Origin of the sequence: Sphingopyxis sp. KK2 (assembly GCF_001990265.1) — a bacterium.
Taxonomy (GTDB): Bacteria; Pseudomonadota; Alphaproteobacteria; order Sphingomonadales; family Sphingomonadaceae; genus Sphingopyxis.
Genome location: NZ_LYVN01000032.1, coordinates 18,800 through 33,599 on the forward strand (window position 1 = coordinate 18,800; position 14,800 = coordinate 33,599).

General features: G+C 66.8%; 12 protein-coding genes. 9 read left to right on the forward strand and 3 right to left on the reverse strand.

Annotated features, from left to right (window positions below; all coding sequences use genetic code 11):
- Positions 1-3: 3 nt before the first annotated feature.
- The 7 genes from B1A78_RS07745 to B1A78_RS07775 all read left to right on the forward strand — a co-directional run bounded on the left by B1A78_RS07745 (position 4) and on the right by B1A78_RS07775 (position 9,673).
- Positions 4-723: a SapC family protein gene (locus B1A78_RS07745; RefSeq protein WP_077146400.1), complete on the forward strand. Its 720-nt coding sequence runs from the start codon at positions 4-6 to the stop codon at positions 721-723.
- Entirely contained in the window at positions 716-1,747 is a 1,032-nt protein-coding gene (locus tag B1A78_RS07750) for a cupin-like domain-containing protein (RefSeq protein WP_077146401.1), read from the forward strand. The genes B1A78_RS07745 and B1A78_RS07750 overlap by 8 nt, the downstream gene beginning before the upstream one ends.
- Positions 1,744-3,240 (forward strand): tryptophan halogenase family protein, encoded by a 1,497-nt coding sequence (locus B1A78_RS07755; RefSeq protein ID WP_077146402.1) that lies wholly within the window; start codon positions 1,744-1,746, stop codon positions 3,238-3,240. The genes B1A78_RS07750 and B1A78_RS07755 overlap by 4 nt, the downstream gene beginning before the upstream one ends.
- Positions 3,241-3,301: 61 nt before the next feature.
- Positions 3,302-4,360 carry a LacI family DNA-binding transcriptional regulator gene (locus B1A78_RS07760; protein WP_077146403.1) on the forward strand — a complete coding sequence of 353 codons (1,059 nt, stop codon included), beginning with the start codon at positions 3,302-3,304 and terminating at the stop codon, positions 4,358-4,360.
- Positions 4,353-5,546 carry an MFS transporter gene (locus B1A78_RS07765; protein ID WP_077146404.1) on the forward strand — a complete coding sequence of 398 codons (1,194 nt, stop codon included), beginning with the start codon at positions 4,353-4,355 and terminating at the stop codon, positions 5,544-5,546. Before B1A78_RS07760 ends, B1A78_RS07765 begins: the two co-directional genes overlap by 8 nt.
- 102 nt (positions 5,547-5,648) lie before the next feature.
- The gene (locus B1A78_RS07770) at positions 5,649-8,135 is read left to right on the forward strand and encodes a glycoside hydrolase family 3 protein (protein WP_077146411.1); all 2,487 of its coding nucleotides are present in this window, start codon (positions 5,649-5,651) and stop codon (positions 8,133-8,135) included.
- Between the two features lie 44 nt (positions 8,136-8,179).
- Positions 8,180-9,673, forward strand: coding sequence for a sugar MFS transporter (locus tag B1A78_RS07775; RefSeq protein ID WP_077146405.1), 1,494 nt, complete (start codon positions 8,180-8,182; stop codon positions 9,671-9,673).
- 3 nt (positions 9,674-9,676) lie between these two features.
- Here B1A78_RS07775 and B1A78_RS07780 read toward each other — a convergent pair whose 3' ends face one another.
- The 3 genes from B1A78_RS07780 to B1A78_RS07790 form a co-directional block, all read right to left on the reverse strand.
- Positions 9,677-10,231 carry a hypothetical protein gene (locus B1A78_RS07780; RefSeq protein WP_077146406.1) on the reverse strand — a complete coding sequence of 185 codons (555 nt, stop codon included), beginning with the start codon at positions 10,229-10,231 and terminating at the stop codon, positions 9,677-9,679.
- 80 nt (positions 10,232-10,311) lie between these two features.
- Positions 10,312-11,808, reverse strand: coding sequence for a carotenoid oxygenase family protein (locus B1A78_RS07785; protein WP_077146407.1), 1,497 nt, complete (start codon positions 11,806-11,808; stop codon positions 10,312-10,314).
- A 94-nt stretch (positions 11,809-11,902) separates the two neighbouring features.
- Positions 11,903-13,549, reverse strand: a complete 1,647-nt coding sequence (locus B1A78_RS07790; RefSeq protein WP_077146408.1) for a sulfatase-like hydrolase/transferase — start codon at positions 13,547-13,549, stop codon at positions 11,903-11,905.
- A 112-nt stretch (positions 13,550-13,661) separates the two neighbouring features.
- On the opposite strand from B1A78_RS07790, the gene B1A78_RS07795 reads away from it, so the two are divergent.
- Positions 13,662-14,267 carry a TetR/AcrR family transcriptional regulator gene (locus B1A78_RS07795; RefSeq protein ID WP_077146409.1) on the forward strand — a complete coding sequence of 202 codons (606 nt, stop codon included), beginning with the start codon at positions 13,662-13,664 and terminating at the stop codon, positions 14,265-14,267.
- Positions 14,264-14,800, forward strand: a 537-nt coding sequence (locus tag B1A78_RS07800; protein ID WP_144037735.1) for an SUMF1/EgtB/PvdO family nonheme iron enzyme, incomplete at its 3' end; no start/stop codon positions are given. The genes B1A78_RS07795 and B1A78_RS07800, both read left to right, overlap by 4 nt.

Genomic DNA, 14,800 nt, shown 5'->3' on the forward strand with positions numbered 1-14,800 from the left:
CGAATGACCCGCCACGCCGCGCTCGATACCAACAGCCACCGCGACCTGCGCGTCCGCACCGACGCGGGCGCCGACCTCGGCGACGCGGTGATGGCGACGCTGACCGTGCCGAGCGAGTTTCGCCAGGTCCAGGCGCATTATCCGATCCTCTTCCGCCGCGAGACCGGGCAGGACAGCTTCATCGCGATGGCGCTGTTCGGCTTCGAACCCGGGGAAAATCTCTATCTCGACGGCGGCCGCTGGGACGCGCGCTATCGTCCGCTATCGGCAGCGATCCAGCCCTTCCTCGTCGGCCGTCCGGCGCATGGCGAGGGACCGGCGCAGGTGCATATCGACCTCGATCATGCGCGTATCGCGGCGGGCGGCGAAGGCGTGCGCCTGTTCGACGCCGATGGCCAGGCGACGCCCTATCTGGAGGATATCGCCGCCAAGCTCGGCGCGCTCGACGAGGGCTATCGTGCGAGCGCCGACTTTTTCGCCGCGCTGCGCGACCATGACCTGCTCGAACCCTTCACGCTCGAAGTCACGCTCGACGATGGCTCGGTCAATTCGCTCGTCGGCTTCCACATCATCGACGAGGCGAAATTGCAGGCGCTCGATTCCGAGACCGCCGGCAAGCTTCACGCCGCCGGCCATCTGATGCCGATCTTCATGGCGCTCGCCTCGCTGTCGCAGCTCGCGCCGCTGATCGAGCGCAAGAATCGCAGGCTCGGCCATGGCTGAACGCGACGGCGCGATCTACGACCGCCTTGCGCTCGTGCCCGAGCGCGACCAGGAAAAGGGGGCAGGGCTCGACGCGTTGCTGGAAGGCGCGCGCGAGCCCTTTGTCCTGCGTGGCCTCGTCGCCGACTGGCCGCTGGTGCAGGCGGCGAAACGCTCGGCGCGCGCGGCGCGCCAGCATCTGCTCGACCATGCCCGCGACCGGCCCTTTGCGGTGTCGATCGGCGCGCCGGGGCACGACGGGCGGCTCTTCTACGACGCCGACATGGCGATGAACTTCCGCTCGGGGACCGGCAAGCTGCCCGACATCTTCGCCGGCATCGACACCGCCGAGGAGCGCGGCGAAGATCGCACCGTCTATCTCGCCTCGATCGACATCCCGGCGCATTTCGACGGGCTCGACACCGCCAACCCGATCGACCTCGGCGACCGCAACCCGCTCAAGAGCATCTGGATCGGCACCAGGACGCGCATCGCCGCGCACAATGATTTCCCCGACAATCTCGCCTGCTGCGCCGCGGGCCGCCGCCGCTTCACGCTCTTTCCGCCCGATCAGTTCGCCAACCTCTATCTCGGCCCGATCGACAACACCCCGGCGGGGCGCGCGGTCAGCATGGTCGATTTCGACGCGCCCGACCTTGCCGCTTTTCCGCGTTTCGTCGAGGCGATGGCGCACGCGATGACGGTCGAGCTCGACCCCGGCGACGCGCTCTTCATCCCGTCGATGTGGTGGCACCATGTCGAGGGGCTCGAACCCTTCAACATCCTTGTCAATTACTGGTGGCGCAGCACCCCGGCTTTCCTCGGCCAGCCGCAGGAAGCGCTCAATCACGCGATCCTCGCGATCCGCGACCTGCCCGACGCCGACAAGACGATCTGGCGCGCCTTGTTCGACCATTATGTGTTCGAAAACGACGGCAGCGTCGCCGACCATATTCCCGAAGCCGCGCGCAGCATCCTCGCGCCGCTCACCCCCGAAAGCGCCGGGCGCCTCCGCGCCTTCCTCCTCAGGAGCCTCAGCCGATGACCGACAAGAAACAGCGCATCGTCATCGCGGGCGGCGGCACCGCCGGCTGGATGGCCGCCGCCGCGATCGCGCGCACCATGGGCGCAGCGGTCGACCTGACGCTCGTCGAGTCCGAAGCGATCGGCACGATCGGCGTCGGCGAAAGCACGATCCCGCCGCTCGTCAACTACAACCGGTTGCTCGGGATCAACGAGGCCGATTTCATGCGCGCGACGCAGGCGACCTTCAAGCTCGGCATCCTCTTCGACAATTGGAAGGAGCCGGGCCACCGCTATTTTCACAGCTTCGGGCTGACCGGCAAGGATCACTGGTCGGCGGGATTCCAGCATTTCTGGCTCCACGGCCGGACGCGCGGGCACGACCAGAGCTATGACGATTATTGCATGGAACTCGTCGCCGCGATGGAGGGCAAGTTCGCGCATCTGCCCAACGAAGGCATCAATTACGCCTATCAGCTCGATTCCGGCCTCTACGCCCGCTTCCTGCGCCAGATGGCGGAGGCCGACGGCACGAAGCGGATCGAGGGCAAGATCGCGCGCGTCGAACTCGACGGAGAGAGCGGCGACATCGCCGCGCTCGTCCTCGACGGCGACCGGCGGGTCGAAGGCGATCTCTTCCTCGACTGCACCGGCTTTCGTGCGCTGCTTATGGAGGGCGCGCTCCATGCCGGCTTCGACGACTGGACCCACTGGCTACCGTGCGACAGCGCGATCGCGCTCCAGACCCCGAACGTCCGCCCGCCGGTGCCCTATACGCGTGCGATGGCGCATGACGCCGGCTGGCAATGGCGCATCCCGCTCCAGCACCGCACTGGCAACGGCCTCGTCTATTGCAGCCGCTACCTCGATCGCGACGCCGCGCTCGAGCGATTGCTCGGCAATATCGAGGGCGAGGCGCTGACCGAGCCCAATTTCCTGCGCTTCACCACCGGGGTCCGCCGCCGCCAATGGTATCGCAACTGCGTCGCGGTCGGGCTGTCGAGCGGCTTTATGGAACCGCTCGAATCGACGAGCATCCACCTGATCCAGCGCGCGGTGCTGCGCTTCATCCGCATGCTGCCTCTCGGCAAGGTCAGCGAACGCGACATCGCCGAATATAACGACCAGCAGATGCAGGATAATCTGCAGATCCGCGACTTCCTGATCCTCCATTATAAGGCGACCGAGCGGCGCGACAGCGCCTTCTGGCGCCAGTGCGCCGACATGCCGATCCCCGACAGCCTCGAACAGAAGATCGAGCTGTTCCGCGAAACCGGTCGCGTCTTCCGCCGCAACGAGGAATTGTTCGCCGAGAACAGCTGGGTCCAGGTGATGATGGGGCAGGGGATCGAACCGCAGAGCCATCACCCGATCGCGACCAAGCTTGGCGATGAGGAACTCGCGCGCTTCCTCGGCGGCATTCGCGACAATGTCCGCGACACCGTGGCGAAACTGCCCGACCATCATGCCTATGTCGCGCGCTATTGCGGCGCGTCGGTGCCGCAGGCGGCGTGATGGCTTGCATCGGGTCCCATGAAGCCGCTAGCAGGGCGCGTTACTGGAATATGGGGGAATAATGGGGCGTCGGCGGCAGTCGGTGACGATCAAGCATGTGGCTGCCGACGCGGGGGTGTCGCTGCAGACGGTGAGCCGCGTCATCAACGACGAACCCAATGTGCGCCCCGAGATGAAGGAACGCGTCCAGGCGTCGATCGACAAGCTGGGCTATGTCCCCTCGATCGCGGCGCAGCGGATGAGCGGATCGCGTTCCTATCTGATCCTCGCGATCAACGACCGCGACCGCACCATTGCCGACTGGAACGCGCGCGAAGGCACCGACTGGGTCGACCAGATGCTCTTCGGCGGCATGCTCAAATGCGCCGAGCTCGGTTACCGGATGATCTTCGAACTGGTCGATACCCACCACGACCATGTCGAGCGCGAACTGCGCGCGATCATCGCCGCGCTCCAGCCCGACGGGGTGATCCTGACCCCGCCGCACTCGGACAATCCGCTGATCGTCGCGCTGCTCCACCAGCAGAAAATTCCCTTCGCGCGCATCGGCTCGCACGGCGGCGACGCCGGCATCGCGCTGACGATGGACGACGAAGGCTCGGCGGCGCTCGCGACGCGGCACCTCGTTGACCTTGGCCACAAGCGCATCGGCTTCATCTCGGGCTCGGTCGAATATGACCTCAGCCACTGGCGCATCGACGGCTGGCGCGCCGAGATGGCGGCGGCGGGGCTGCCGACCGACGACCTGCTCGCCGAGGGCGATTTCAGCGCCGCTTCGGGTGCGATCGCCGCGCACCAGCTGCTCGCGCTCGCCGACCGCCCGACCGCGATCATCGCCAGCAACGACCAGATGTCGCTCGCGACGCTCGCCGTCGCGCGCGAACGCGGGCTCGATGTGCCGCGCGACCTGTCGCTGGTCAGCTTCGACAACACCCCGATCGTCCGCTTCACCCCGCCGGGGCTGACCGCGGTCGACCAGCCGATCGCCGCGACGGTGTCGCGCGCGGTCGAACTCATCATCGCCGCGCAGCGCGGCGAACCCCGGCCGCATGCCCCCACCGTCGTGAACGGCAGCCTGATCGAGCGCGGCTCGACCGCGCCGCCGCCGCGCCATGGCTGACGCGGCTGCGCCGCAGCGCCAGTCGTTCGGCTTCCTCCTGCTTTACGCGCTCGCCTGGGCGGGCGGCGCGATCGCCTATGTGCCCTTCCTGACCATATTGCTGCCCGTGCGGATGACCGCGCTCGCGGGGGCGAACGACATTCAGGCGCTGGGTTATGTGACCTTCTTCGGCGCGATCGCGGCGAGCAGCGGCGGGGTGCTCTTCGGCTGGCTCAGCGACCGCACGCGGAGCCGGCGCGGGTGGGTGGTCGCGGGGCTGCTGCTCACCATCGCGTTGCTGCTCGCCGTGCCGCTGGCGAGCGACGTGCCGTCGCTGATCGCGATCATCATCGCCTGGCAACTCGCGCTCAACATGATGCTCGCGCCGCTCGCCGCCTGGGCGGGCGACTGCGTGCCCGACGGGCAAAAGGGGCTGCTCGGCGGGCTGCTCGCCTTCTCGCCCGCGCTCGGCGCGCTGTCCTGCGCCTTCGTCACGATTCCGGGGCTCGCCGATGCCGACGGTCGCCTTGTGCTCGTCGCATTGCTCGTCGCCGGCGCGGTGCTGCCCGTGCTGCTGCTCGGCCGGCCGCGCGCCTTTCCCGAACTGAGCGCGCCGGTCGCGGTCGGGGCCGGGACCGACGAACAACGCCCCGCCTCGACCATCGCGCGCATGTGGAGCGCGCGCCTGCTCGTCCAGATCGCCGAGGCGGCGCTCTTCGCCTATCTCTTCTTCTGGTTCCGCTCGATCGAACCGGCGATCACCGACAGCGAGACCGCGCGGCTGTTCAGCCTCGTCCTCACCATCGCGGTGCCGCTGGCGCTGCTCGCGGGGCGCTGGGCCGACCGCAGCGGGCGCCCGATCCTGCCGCTGGTGATCTGCGCGGGCGTCCTCACCCTCGGCCTCGCCGCGATGGCGCTGTCCGAAACGCTGCTCGCAGCGAAGCTCAGCTATGTCGTCTTCGGCGTCGCAGCGACGATCTTCCTGTCGCTCCACAGCGGCCAGACCTTGCGCGTGCTGCGCCGTCCCGAGCGGCGCGGCCGCGACCTCGGGCTGTTCAACCTCACCAATACGGTGCCGTCGCTGATCATGCCCTGGCTCACCATCTCGCTGGTCCCGGGCTTCGGTTTCGACGCGCTGTTCCTGCTGCTCGCCGCGCTGGCGAGCATCGCCGTACTGCTCCTCGCCACGATGCCGCGGCTGCGCTGATAGCGCAATCAAACGGACGCTTGATTTCATTCACATGCTATGCGACAGGAGATTTTGATAACGTTCACATAATGGTTCGTACAAAGAGGGATGGGAGAGACGATGCGGCGTTCCGCACTTGCCATGACGACGGCTCTTTTGCTGGCAGGCACCGCCACCACGGCGGCTTCGCAGTCGACCGACACCGATAGCGCAAGGGTCCATCCCGAACTTTGGCCCGCGGCGAAAAGCCCCGCGGCGATCACCGACGCGGCGACTGAAAAGCGCATCGACGCGCTGCTCGCGAAAATGACGATCGAGCAAAAGGTCGGCCAGCTCGTCCAGGGCGACATCAGCACGATCACCCCCAGGGATCTCGAAACCTATCCGCTCGGCTCGATCCTCGCCGGCGGCAACAGCGGCCCCAATGGCAATGAACGCTCGAGCGCCGCCGACTGGGCGAAACTCGTCGGCGAATTCCGCGCCGTGTCGCTGAGGCCGCAGGCGAACGGCGTCGCGATCCCGATCATCTTCGGGGTCGACGCCGTCCACGGCCATAACAATATCCCCGGCGCGACGCTGTTCCCGCACAATATCGGGCTCGGCGCGGCGCATGATCCCGAACTGGTCCAGCGCATCGGCGCGGTCACCGCCGCCGAAATCGCGGGCAGCGGCATCGAATGGACCTTCGCCCCGACGCTCGCGGTGCCGCAGGATCTGCGCTGGGGTCGCAGCTACGAAGGCTATGCCGCCGATCCGAAACTCGTCGCCGACTATGCCAAAGCGATGGTCGTCGGGCTGCAGGGCCAACTCGTCGCCGGCAAGGTTGTCGGCAAGACGCATGTCGCCGCGACCGCGAAGCATTTCCTCGCCGACGGCGGCACCGACGGCGGCCGCGACCAGGGCGATGCCAAGGTCGACGAGGCCGAACTGATCGCCAAACACGCGATGGGCTATCCCGCCGCGATCGACGCCGGCACGCTCACCGTCATGGCCAGCTTCTCGAGCTGGCAGGGGATCAAGCATCACGGCAATCAGGGGCTGCTGACCGACGCGCTCAAGAAAAAGATGGGCTTCGACGGCTTCGTCGTCGGCGACTGGAACGGCCATGGCCAGGTCGCGGGCTGCAGCGTTACCGATTGCCCGCAGTCGATCAACGCCGGGCTCGACATGTTCATGGCGCCCGACAGCTGGAAAGGCCTTTACGAAACCACGGTCAAACAGGCGAAGGACGGCACCATATCCGCTGCGCGCCTCGACGACGCGGTGCGCCGCATCCTGCGCGTGAAGTTCAAGCTCGGACTGTTCGATGCCGATCATGGCGGCCGCGGCGATTTCGCGGCGGTCGGCGCGCCCGCACATCTCGCGGTCGCGCGCGAGGCGGTGGCGAAATCGCTCGTCCTTATCAAGAACAATGGCAATGTCCTGCCGATCAAGGCGGGCGCCCGCGTCCTCGTCACCGGACCCGGCGCCGACAGCATGGCGATGCAGTCGGGCGGCTGGACGATCAGCTGGCAGGGCACCGACGTCACCCACGCCGACTTTCCCAACGGCCAGACGATCTGGGAAGGACTCGACAAGGCGGTGCGCGAAGCCGGCGGCGTCGCGACGCTGTCCGAAGGCGGCGTCTACAAGGAAAAGCCCGACGTAGCGATCGTCGTCTTCGGCGAGGCGCCCTATGCCGAGTTCCAGGGCGACGTGCCGACGCTCGATTACCAGCCGAGCGATGCGACCGACCTTGCGACGCTCAAGAAGCTCAAGGCCGCGGGCATTCCGGTGGTCGCGCTGTTCCTGTCGGGTCGCCCGATGTTCACCAGCCCCGAAATCAACGCCGCCGATGCCTTTGTCGCCGGCTGGCTTCCGGGGTCGCAGGGGGCGGGCGTCGCCGACGTGCTCGTCGCGGGCAAGAACGGCAAGACGGCGCGCCCCTTCACCGGGACTTTGCCCTTCGCTTGGCCCGCCGACGCGCGCTCGCCGGTCGAAAAGCCGCTCTTCGCCACCGGCTACGGCCTCAAATATGGTGAGAACAAGCCCGTCGGACCGCTGTCCGAAGACATGGGCATCGACGTCGCCGCCGCGCTCAATGTCGAAACCTATTTCGCCGGCGGCCGCGCGCGCGCGCCATGGGTGCTCACCGTCACCGACGCGGGCGGCTCGCGCCCCGTCGAATCCGCCCCGGTATCGAGCCCCGGCGGGCTGATCGAGGCACGCTCGGTCGATGTGAAGGCGCAGGAGGACGGCAAGAGCTTCGTCTGGACCGGCCCCGCCGCCTTCCATCTTTCGGGCCCCTATGCCGACCTGACGCGCCAGCTCAACAACAGCTTCGCGCTGCGCGTCGAGTGGCGCGTCGATGCGCCCGGCACCGGCCCGGTCACGCTCGCGATGGGCGGGCAGGCGTTCGACATCTCGGACTGGGTCAAGGCCGCGCCCAAGGGTCAGGTCAGTTCGTTCCGCATCCCGCTGCGCTGCTTCGCCGATGCGGGCGCCAATCTGACCAAGCTCGACTATGCGCTCAGCCTCAGCGCCGACAAGGGTTTCGCCGCCACCTTGCTACATTCGAATGTGCAGGCGGTGGGCGAGAATCTGCCTTGCCCGCCAAAGGCGAAATGACGAGACTTTCGGCACAGACATAAAAGAATATCGGGGAGAGAGACATGGCATTGGCGCCGAACGTCGCGACGAGTGCGGGCCCGGATGCGGGCGGAACCGATGGCAGGAGCCGAGGCAGCACGCTGGTCGTGCTGGTCCTCGCCTTTGCGGTCTTTTTCCTGCTCGGCGGGGTGACCAACATCAACGACCTCTTAGTCGGCAAGTTCAAGTCGATGTTCCACCTGACGCACGCGCAGGCGAACCTCGTCCAGATGGCGTTCTTCATCGCCTATGGCGCCTTTTCGATCCCTGCCGGGATCATCATGTCGAAACTCGGCTATATCCGCACCTTCGTGCTCGGCTTCGTCATCATCGCGGCAGCCGCCTTCCTGTTCGTGCCCGCGTCGGCAGCCGCCTCCTACCCCGGCTTTCTCGCCGCGCTCTTCTGCATCGGCGCGGGGATCACCGTGCTCCAGGTGGCGATGAACCCGGTGATCACCACGCTCGGCCCGGCCAGGACCTCGCACAGCCGGCTGACCTTCGCGCAAGCGTTCAATTCGGTCGGCGTCTTCCTGATGGTTTATGGCGGCGCGACCTTCCTGCTCGGCGACGGCAAGCCGCTCGACCCCGAAACCTCGACCGATGTGCAGATCCAGGCCTATCGCGTCGCCGAAGGGGCGTCGATCGGCACGGCTTACATGTGGCTCGGTATCCTGATGCTCGTCATCGCGGCGATCTTCTGGTTCAACCGCTCGGCGCTCGACCATGCCAAGGCCGATGCGATGAAGCTCGAGGGCACGTGGGACCTGCTCACCCACAACCGCCGCGTCCAGCTCGGTGCGCTGTGCATCTTCGTCTATGTCGGCGCCGAAGTCGCGATCGGCTCGAACCTCATCGCCTATCTCGGCGACCAGAGCGTGATGGGGCTGGGGCTCCAGGCCGCGGGCAAGCTCGTCGCCATCTACTGGCTCGGCGCGCTGATCGGCCGCATTCTCGGCGGCTTCATCCTCAGAACATCGGTCGTGAAAATGCCGTTTGTGATTCTGTCGGGAATTGCTGTTGGCGCGGCAGTAATAAATCTCATCAACCAACAGAACTTTGGCGCACTCGCCATGCTGGCGGGCCTGTGCGCGATAATTTATGGGCTCTTTTTCGCGATCCATAGGCTTGAACAGCTACTACAGTTGGACAAGCAGGAAGCGGTGGCACCAGGCAAAATCCTGAGTGCATTCGCTTTGGGGGCAATTGGCTTGGTGGTTTTGTCGGCGGTGACGACGGGCGCATTGTCGGGCTGGGCGCTGATCCTCGTCGGCTTCTGCAACTCGCTGATGTTCCCGACGATCTTCAGCCTCGGGACCGAGGGGCTGGGCGATCGCACGCCGCAGGCCTCGGGCATCCTGTGCACCGCGATCATCGGCGGCGCGATCGTGCCCTTCCTGTTCGGGCTAGTCGCCGATATCGATCTCCGCCTCGCGCTCGCGGTGCCGCTCGTCTGCTATGCGATCATCGCGGGCTTCGGGCTGTGGGCGGCGCGCCAGCAGGCGGCCGCCTCGGCCTGACGCTCAGGCGGCGGCCGGTGCCGCCGCGGCCGCAGCGTTCCACCGGGTGAACAGCAGCGCCCCGAACAGCAGTTCGGCGGCGCCCACCGCCAGCGTCACATGCACCGGCAGCGCGCCCGCCTGCACCGCAAAGCCGGTGCCGATCAGGAACAGCGCGCCACCGAGCAGCCAATAGACGCGCTCGCGATAGAGCGTCGCAAAGGCGAAATAGCGCGCGCCAATGACGATCGCTAGCGCTGCAAAGGCGAATTCCGGCGAACGGGGCGCAAGCACGAACGCGATCAGCAGCCCGGCGAAGAGCGGGATCGTCGCCTCGATCGCTAGCTTGTTCAGCGCATTGCCCTGCGACACGCGCGGCGCGCGGAACAGCCGCGCGACGAGCAGCGACAGCGGAAAGATCAGCATGCCGGCGACGAGCAGGACGAGGAAGGCGATAAAGCCGTCCATCACATACCAGGCCGCGTCGGCTATCAGCCACGCCAGCCCCGAAATCAAAACCCCCGGCGCGCCGCCCTGATAGGCTGCGCGCAATTCCTCCTGTGCCCGATCGATGTCGATGACCGCCTCCTCTGGATGATGATCCCGGGGCTAGGGCGAAATGCGCGGCGATTCAACGGGGTTGCGCGCGGCATCGCTGGTCAGGCCGCCAATATGCCGTTCGGTCCCATGCCGATATCGTCGCCATTCGCCCAGACGCTGTGCGTGCCGGCGCAGATGCGCTCGGGCAGGATGATCCGGCACACCGGTCCCGCCGCGATATCCCTGGCGTCGATCAGCACGCATTCGGATCGGTCGGCCTCGAGGTCGGCGACGAAGGAGACCAGATAGCCGTCGTCCTCCTGTGTGGCACCGATGCGCGGCGCGAAGGGCGCCTCGCTGCCGAAGCGGCCGGGGCCGAATTCATAGTCCTCGCTTGTCCGCGCCTCGAGGTCGTGCTTCACCAGCCCGCGAAACAGGAACCAGCCGGGCTCGGGGATCGCGCTATAGGCGTAACGATAGCGCCGCCCCGCGTGGCGCTGGTTCAGCATCCCGAATTCGAGGTTGCGGTCGTCGAGCCGTTCCTCGGTCGTTGCGCCGGTCACCAGGTTGAAACGCCAGCGGTGGAGCCGCGGCCGGATCAGGTCCTGATCGAGATAGGCCATCATCCGTTCATAGCCTGCGGGCGCGTCGGGCCGCGACTTCGGCATCGGTTCTTCCTGATAATAGCCGTCGAGGATGATCTCGTCGCCTTCCTCCCACGCGTTCAGCCAGTGCAGCGTGTAGGTCGGCTCGGCCTCGAACCAGCGGATATCCTCAGGCTGGCCTTGGCGCGGGATGATCGCGAAGCGCGTCTTTTCGTCGGGATGGAATTGCACGACGTGCAGCCGTTTTTCGAGCAGTTCGGGGCTCCAATAGAGCGGCATGTCGTTGAGGATCGCGTAATTTTCGGTGAAGGCCATGTCGTGCGGCAGGCGCGGTCCGGGCAGCGGCACCGGGATATAATGTTTGAGCCTGTTGTCCGCGCCGACGACGCCATAATGCATGAAGGGCGCGTGCTTCGAATAGTTGAAGAACAGCAGTTCGCCAGTCGCGGGGTCGACCTTGCAATGCGCCGAAATGCCGTCGAGCGGCACCCAGCTTTCGGTACCATGCTGTTCGAGCGTGAAGGGATCGAGCCGATAGGCCTCGCCGCACTGGTAGAAGGTCGAGATGATCTTGCCCGCATGGATCGCGACGTCGGTCGACGAACTGTCCTTCAGCCACTCCTGCGCGCCCCAGCCGTGGCGCGTCGATTTGTGCGGCGGCTCCATCAGCCCCGCCCATAGCGATCGGCCCGCTTCCTTCTCGGCCTCGAACCCCTTGGTCCGCACGAAACGGCTGCGATAGCTCGCGCGCCCGTCCTTGAACGATATCGCGTGGATGAACCCGTCGCCGTCGAAGGGGTGATAGCGCCCGATCGGCTCATGGACCTGGTTCTCGCCGGTGCGCACATAGACGCCGTCGATGTCGTCGGGGATCGTGCCGATCACTTCGGCATCGCCATTGGCGAAGATCGCATTCCATTCGTTGAACGTCGGCCGCCAGGCGCCCTGCATATAGGGGTGATCGTTCGGCTGGATGGTCGACTGGATCGTCTCGACGAGCTCGGCGGTCATGCACTGTCTCCCGCGCTGCGGCTCTGCCCGGCCGCGTCGCGGGGGCATGCTAACCCAAAATCAGCCGGTGGGCGAGGGGCGCCGCGGCGCGGCCTCAGTTGGTCCAATAGACATAGTCCTGTCCGTCCTTCCACGGCGCATTGAGCGGCACGTCGATGCGCACCGGCCCCTCGATCAGCCCCGGCCAGATCGGCTTCGCCATGTCCTTGTTCTGCGCCTCGATCATCGCGCGCAATTGCGCGACGCGCTGTGGCTCGCGCGCCGACAGGTCGGTCTGCTCGGTGGGGTCGAGCGCGAGATTATAGAGGCGCGTCTTCACTGGCCGCTTGGTCACATGCAACTTCCAGTCGCCCGCGCGCACCGCGCGATAGTCGCCCGACCGCCAGAACATCGCCGGCCGCTTCGCGGGCCCCGCCAATATATCCTCGCTGTCGATCTGCCGGCCCGCCGGCAGCTTCGCCCCCGCCGCGGCGGCGATGGTCGAGAAGATGTCGAGATGCCCCGTCGGGTCGGCGCGCGTCGATCCCGCCGCGATCGCGCCCGGCCAGCGCATGAAGAAGGGGGTGCGGATGCCGCCCTCGAAGAAAGTCGCCTTCCACCCGCGATAGGGCGCGTTCAACCGGTCGATCCCGGTGTACCAGGCGCCGCCATTGTCGCTGGTGAAGATCACCAGCGTGTTGTCGTCGATGCCGAGTTCCTTGAGCTTCGCCATCACGTCGCCGATCCGCCGGTCGAGCTGCGCGATCATCGCGCCATAGACGCGCGTCTTCTCGTCCTTGATCTGCGGCAGCCGGTCATACTCCTCGCGCGTCGCCTGCAGCGGCGTGTGCGGCGCATTGAACGCGAGATACATGAAGAAGGGCCGGTTGCGGTTCGCCTCGATCGCCCGCGTCGCTTCGGCGGCGAAATAGTCGGTCATATGCCCCTTGGGGTGGAAACGCTGGCTGCCGTTGAAGCTCACCGCATGGCGCAGGTTTGCCCACAGGAAACGGTCGATGCGGTCCCATGGGAGCTTGGCGTTGACGACGTCGGGATCGTCCTCGGGCAGGAACATCGCCGCGCCGCCGAGCACCGCGAGGCTCTCGTCGAAACCCTGCGCGTGCGGTTGCAGGGCGGGGGCCTCGCCCAAATGCCATTTGCCGATGTGCAGCGTGTGGTACCCCGCCGCCTTCACCGCCTCGGCGATCGTCACCTCGTTCGCGGGCACCCCCATGTCGGGATAGTCGGGCACGTCGGGGGTGATCAGTTCCTTGTGAAAGATCGTGTTCAGCGGTCCGATCCCGTCGCCATGCGCCATATTCTCGGCGAACTGCACCGGCACCGCGGTAAATTCGAAACCGAAGCGCGTCGGGTAGCGCCCCGTCATCATCGCCGCGCGCGACGGCGAACAGGTCGCGTTGGCGGCATAGGCGGTGGTGAAATTCATCCCCTCGCGCGCGAGCGCGTCGATGTTCGGGGTCTTGACGATCCCGCCCGCGACCCCGCCGCCGTTGAGGCTGATGTCGTTGAAGCCGAGGTCGTCGACGACGATCAGGATGATGTTCGGCGGCCGCTTGCTCCCGGGCGGAAGCGCCGGCGCGGTCGCGGGTCCCGCCTCCCACGTCACCGGCCGGTTCGGCTGCACGGGGTCGCGCCAGTCCGAAATCAGCCCGGGCAGGCGGTATGTATTGGCTTTATAAGCCCAATATCCCCCCGCACCGAGCAGTGCGAGCACGCCGAGCGCCACCCATCTTTTCTTCATAGCCCCACCCGTTTTCGATTCTGGTCGATATTATGGCACTATTTGTGTCATTATATCGCGTCGCGCGCAAGATCGCATTGACCCCGGCGCCAAGCTGGGCCAGCGGGGAGATATGGCAGCCAGGGCAAAAGCGAAGATCGAGGCCGAAGCGGCACCGCGCGTCGACGGACGCCGCGAGCGCAGCCGGTCGAGCCGCGCGCGCATCGTCGCCGCGATGCTCGACCTCATCGACCGCGGCGACCTGTCGCCCAGCGCCGCGCGCGTCGCCGAGGAGGCGGGGGTCGGCCTGCGCACGGTGTTCCGCCAGTTCGACGACATGGACACGCTCTACCGCGAAATGTCCGAAACCATCGCCGAGCGCGTGATGCCGATCGTCAGCGCGCCCTATGCGGGCAAGGACTGGCGCGACGACATACGCGACATCGCCGCGCGCCGCGTCCGCGTCTTCGAAACGATGCTGCCCTTCCGCCTCGCGGCCAATATCAAGCGTTACCAGTCGCCCTTCCTGATGGGCCAATATGGCCAGGTCGTCGCGCTCGAACGCGACCTGCTGTTCCGGCTGCTCCCCGACGAAGTGCTCGCCGACCGCGTCGCGCGCGAGGCTTTGTGCGTGACGCTCTCGTTCCAGACCTGGCGCGCGCTGCGCCACGACCAGGGGCTGACCGTCGACGAAGCCGGGGCGGTGGTCGCAAAGATGGTCGAGGCGCTGATCGCATGAAGCGCGCGACGCTGCTCGTCATCGTCGGCCTGCTCGCCGCCTGCGCCGACAAGCCCGAGGAGACGCCCGCGGTCGCGGCAAAGACGACATGCCCCGCGATGCCGAAGGCCGACTATGTCTGGATCCCCGGCGCGACCTTCGCGATGGGCGCCGACGCGCATCTGCCCGAGGAGGGGCCCGAGAAGCGGGTCACCGTTGCGGGCTTCTGGATGGCGACGCACGAGGTTACCAACGGCGAATTTGCCGAATTTGTCCGCGCCACGGGCTACAGGACGATCGCCGAACGCGATCCCCCGAAACTGCCCGGCGCGCCGCCCGAGATGCTCGTCCCCGGCGGCGCGGTGTTCACCGCGCCCACCGACGGCAACCCGAACTGGTGGCGCTGGGTCGTCGGCGCGCAGTGGCGCCACCCCGCCGGCCCCGACACCGCGATCGCCGGGCGCGACCGCGAACCGGTGGTGCAGATCGCCTATGACGACGCGCTCGCTTACGCCAGATGGGCGGGCAAGGCGCTGCCGAGCGAGGAGCAATGG

What these genes read in the sequence shown, in the direction of transcription:
- B1A78_RS07745 (WP_077146400.1), top strand. Translation starts at nt 4, where the DNA reads ATGACCCGCCACGCCGCGCTCGATACCAACAGCCACCGCGACCTGCGC.
- B1A78_RS07750 (WP_077146401.1), top strand. Translation starts at nt 716, where the DNA reads ATGGCTGAACGCGACGGCGCGATCTACGACCGCCTTGCGCTCGTGCCC.
- B1A78_RS07755 (WP_077146402.1), top strand. Translation starts at nt 1,744, where the DNA reads ATGACCGACAAGAAACAGCGCATCGTCATCGCGGGCGGCGGCACCGCC.
- B1A78_RS07760 (WP_077146403.1), top strand. Translation starts at nt 3,302, where the DNA reads ATGGGGCGTCGGCGGCAGTCGGTGACGATCAAGCATGTGGCTGCCGAC.
- B1A78_RS07765 (WP_077146404.1), top strand. Translation starts at nt 4,353, where the DNA reads ATGGCTGACGCGGCTGCGCCGCAGCGCCAGTCGTTCGGCTTCCTCCTG.
- B1A78_RS07770 (WP_077146411.1), top strand. Translation starts at nt 5,649, where the DNA reads ATGCGGCGTTCCGCACTTGCCATGACGACGGCTCTTTTGCTGGCAGGC.
- B1A78_RS07775 (WP_077146405.1), top strand. Translation starts at nt 8,180, where the DNA reads ATGGCATTGGCGCCGAACGTCGCGACGAGTGCGGGCCCGGATGCGGGC.
- B1A78_RS07785 (WP_077146407.1), bottom strand. Translation starts at nt 11,808, where the DNA reads ATGACCGCCGAGCTCGTCGAGACGATCCAGTCGACCATCCAGCCGAAC.
- B1A78_RS07790 (WP_077146408.1), bottom strand. Translation starts at nt 13,549, where the DNA reads ATGAAGAAAAGATGGGTGGCGCTCGGCGTGCTCGCACTGCTCGGTGCG.
- B1A78_RS07795 (WP_077146409.1), top strand. Translation starts at nt 13,662, where the DNA reads ATGGCAGCCAGGGCAAAAGCGAAGATCGAGGCCGAAGCGGCACCGCGC.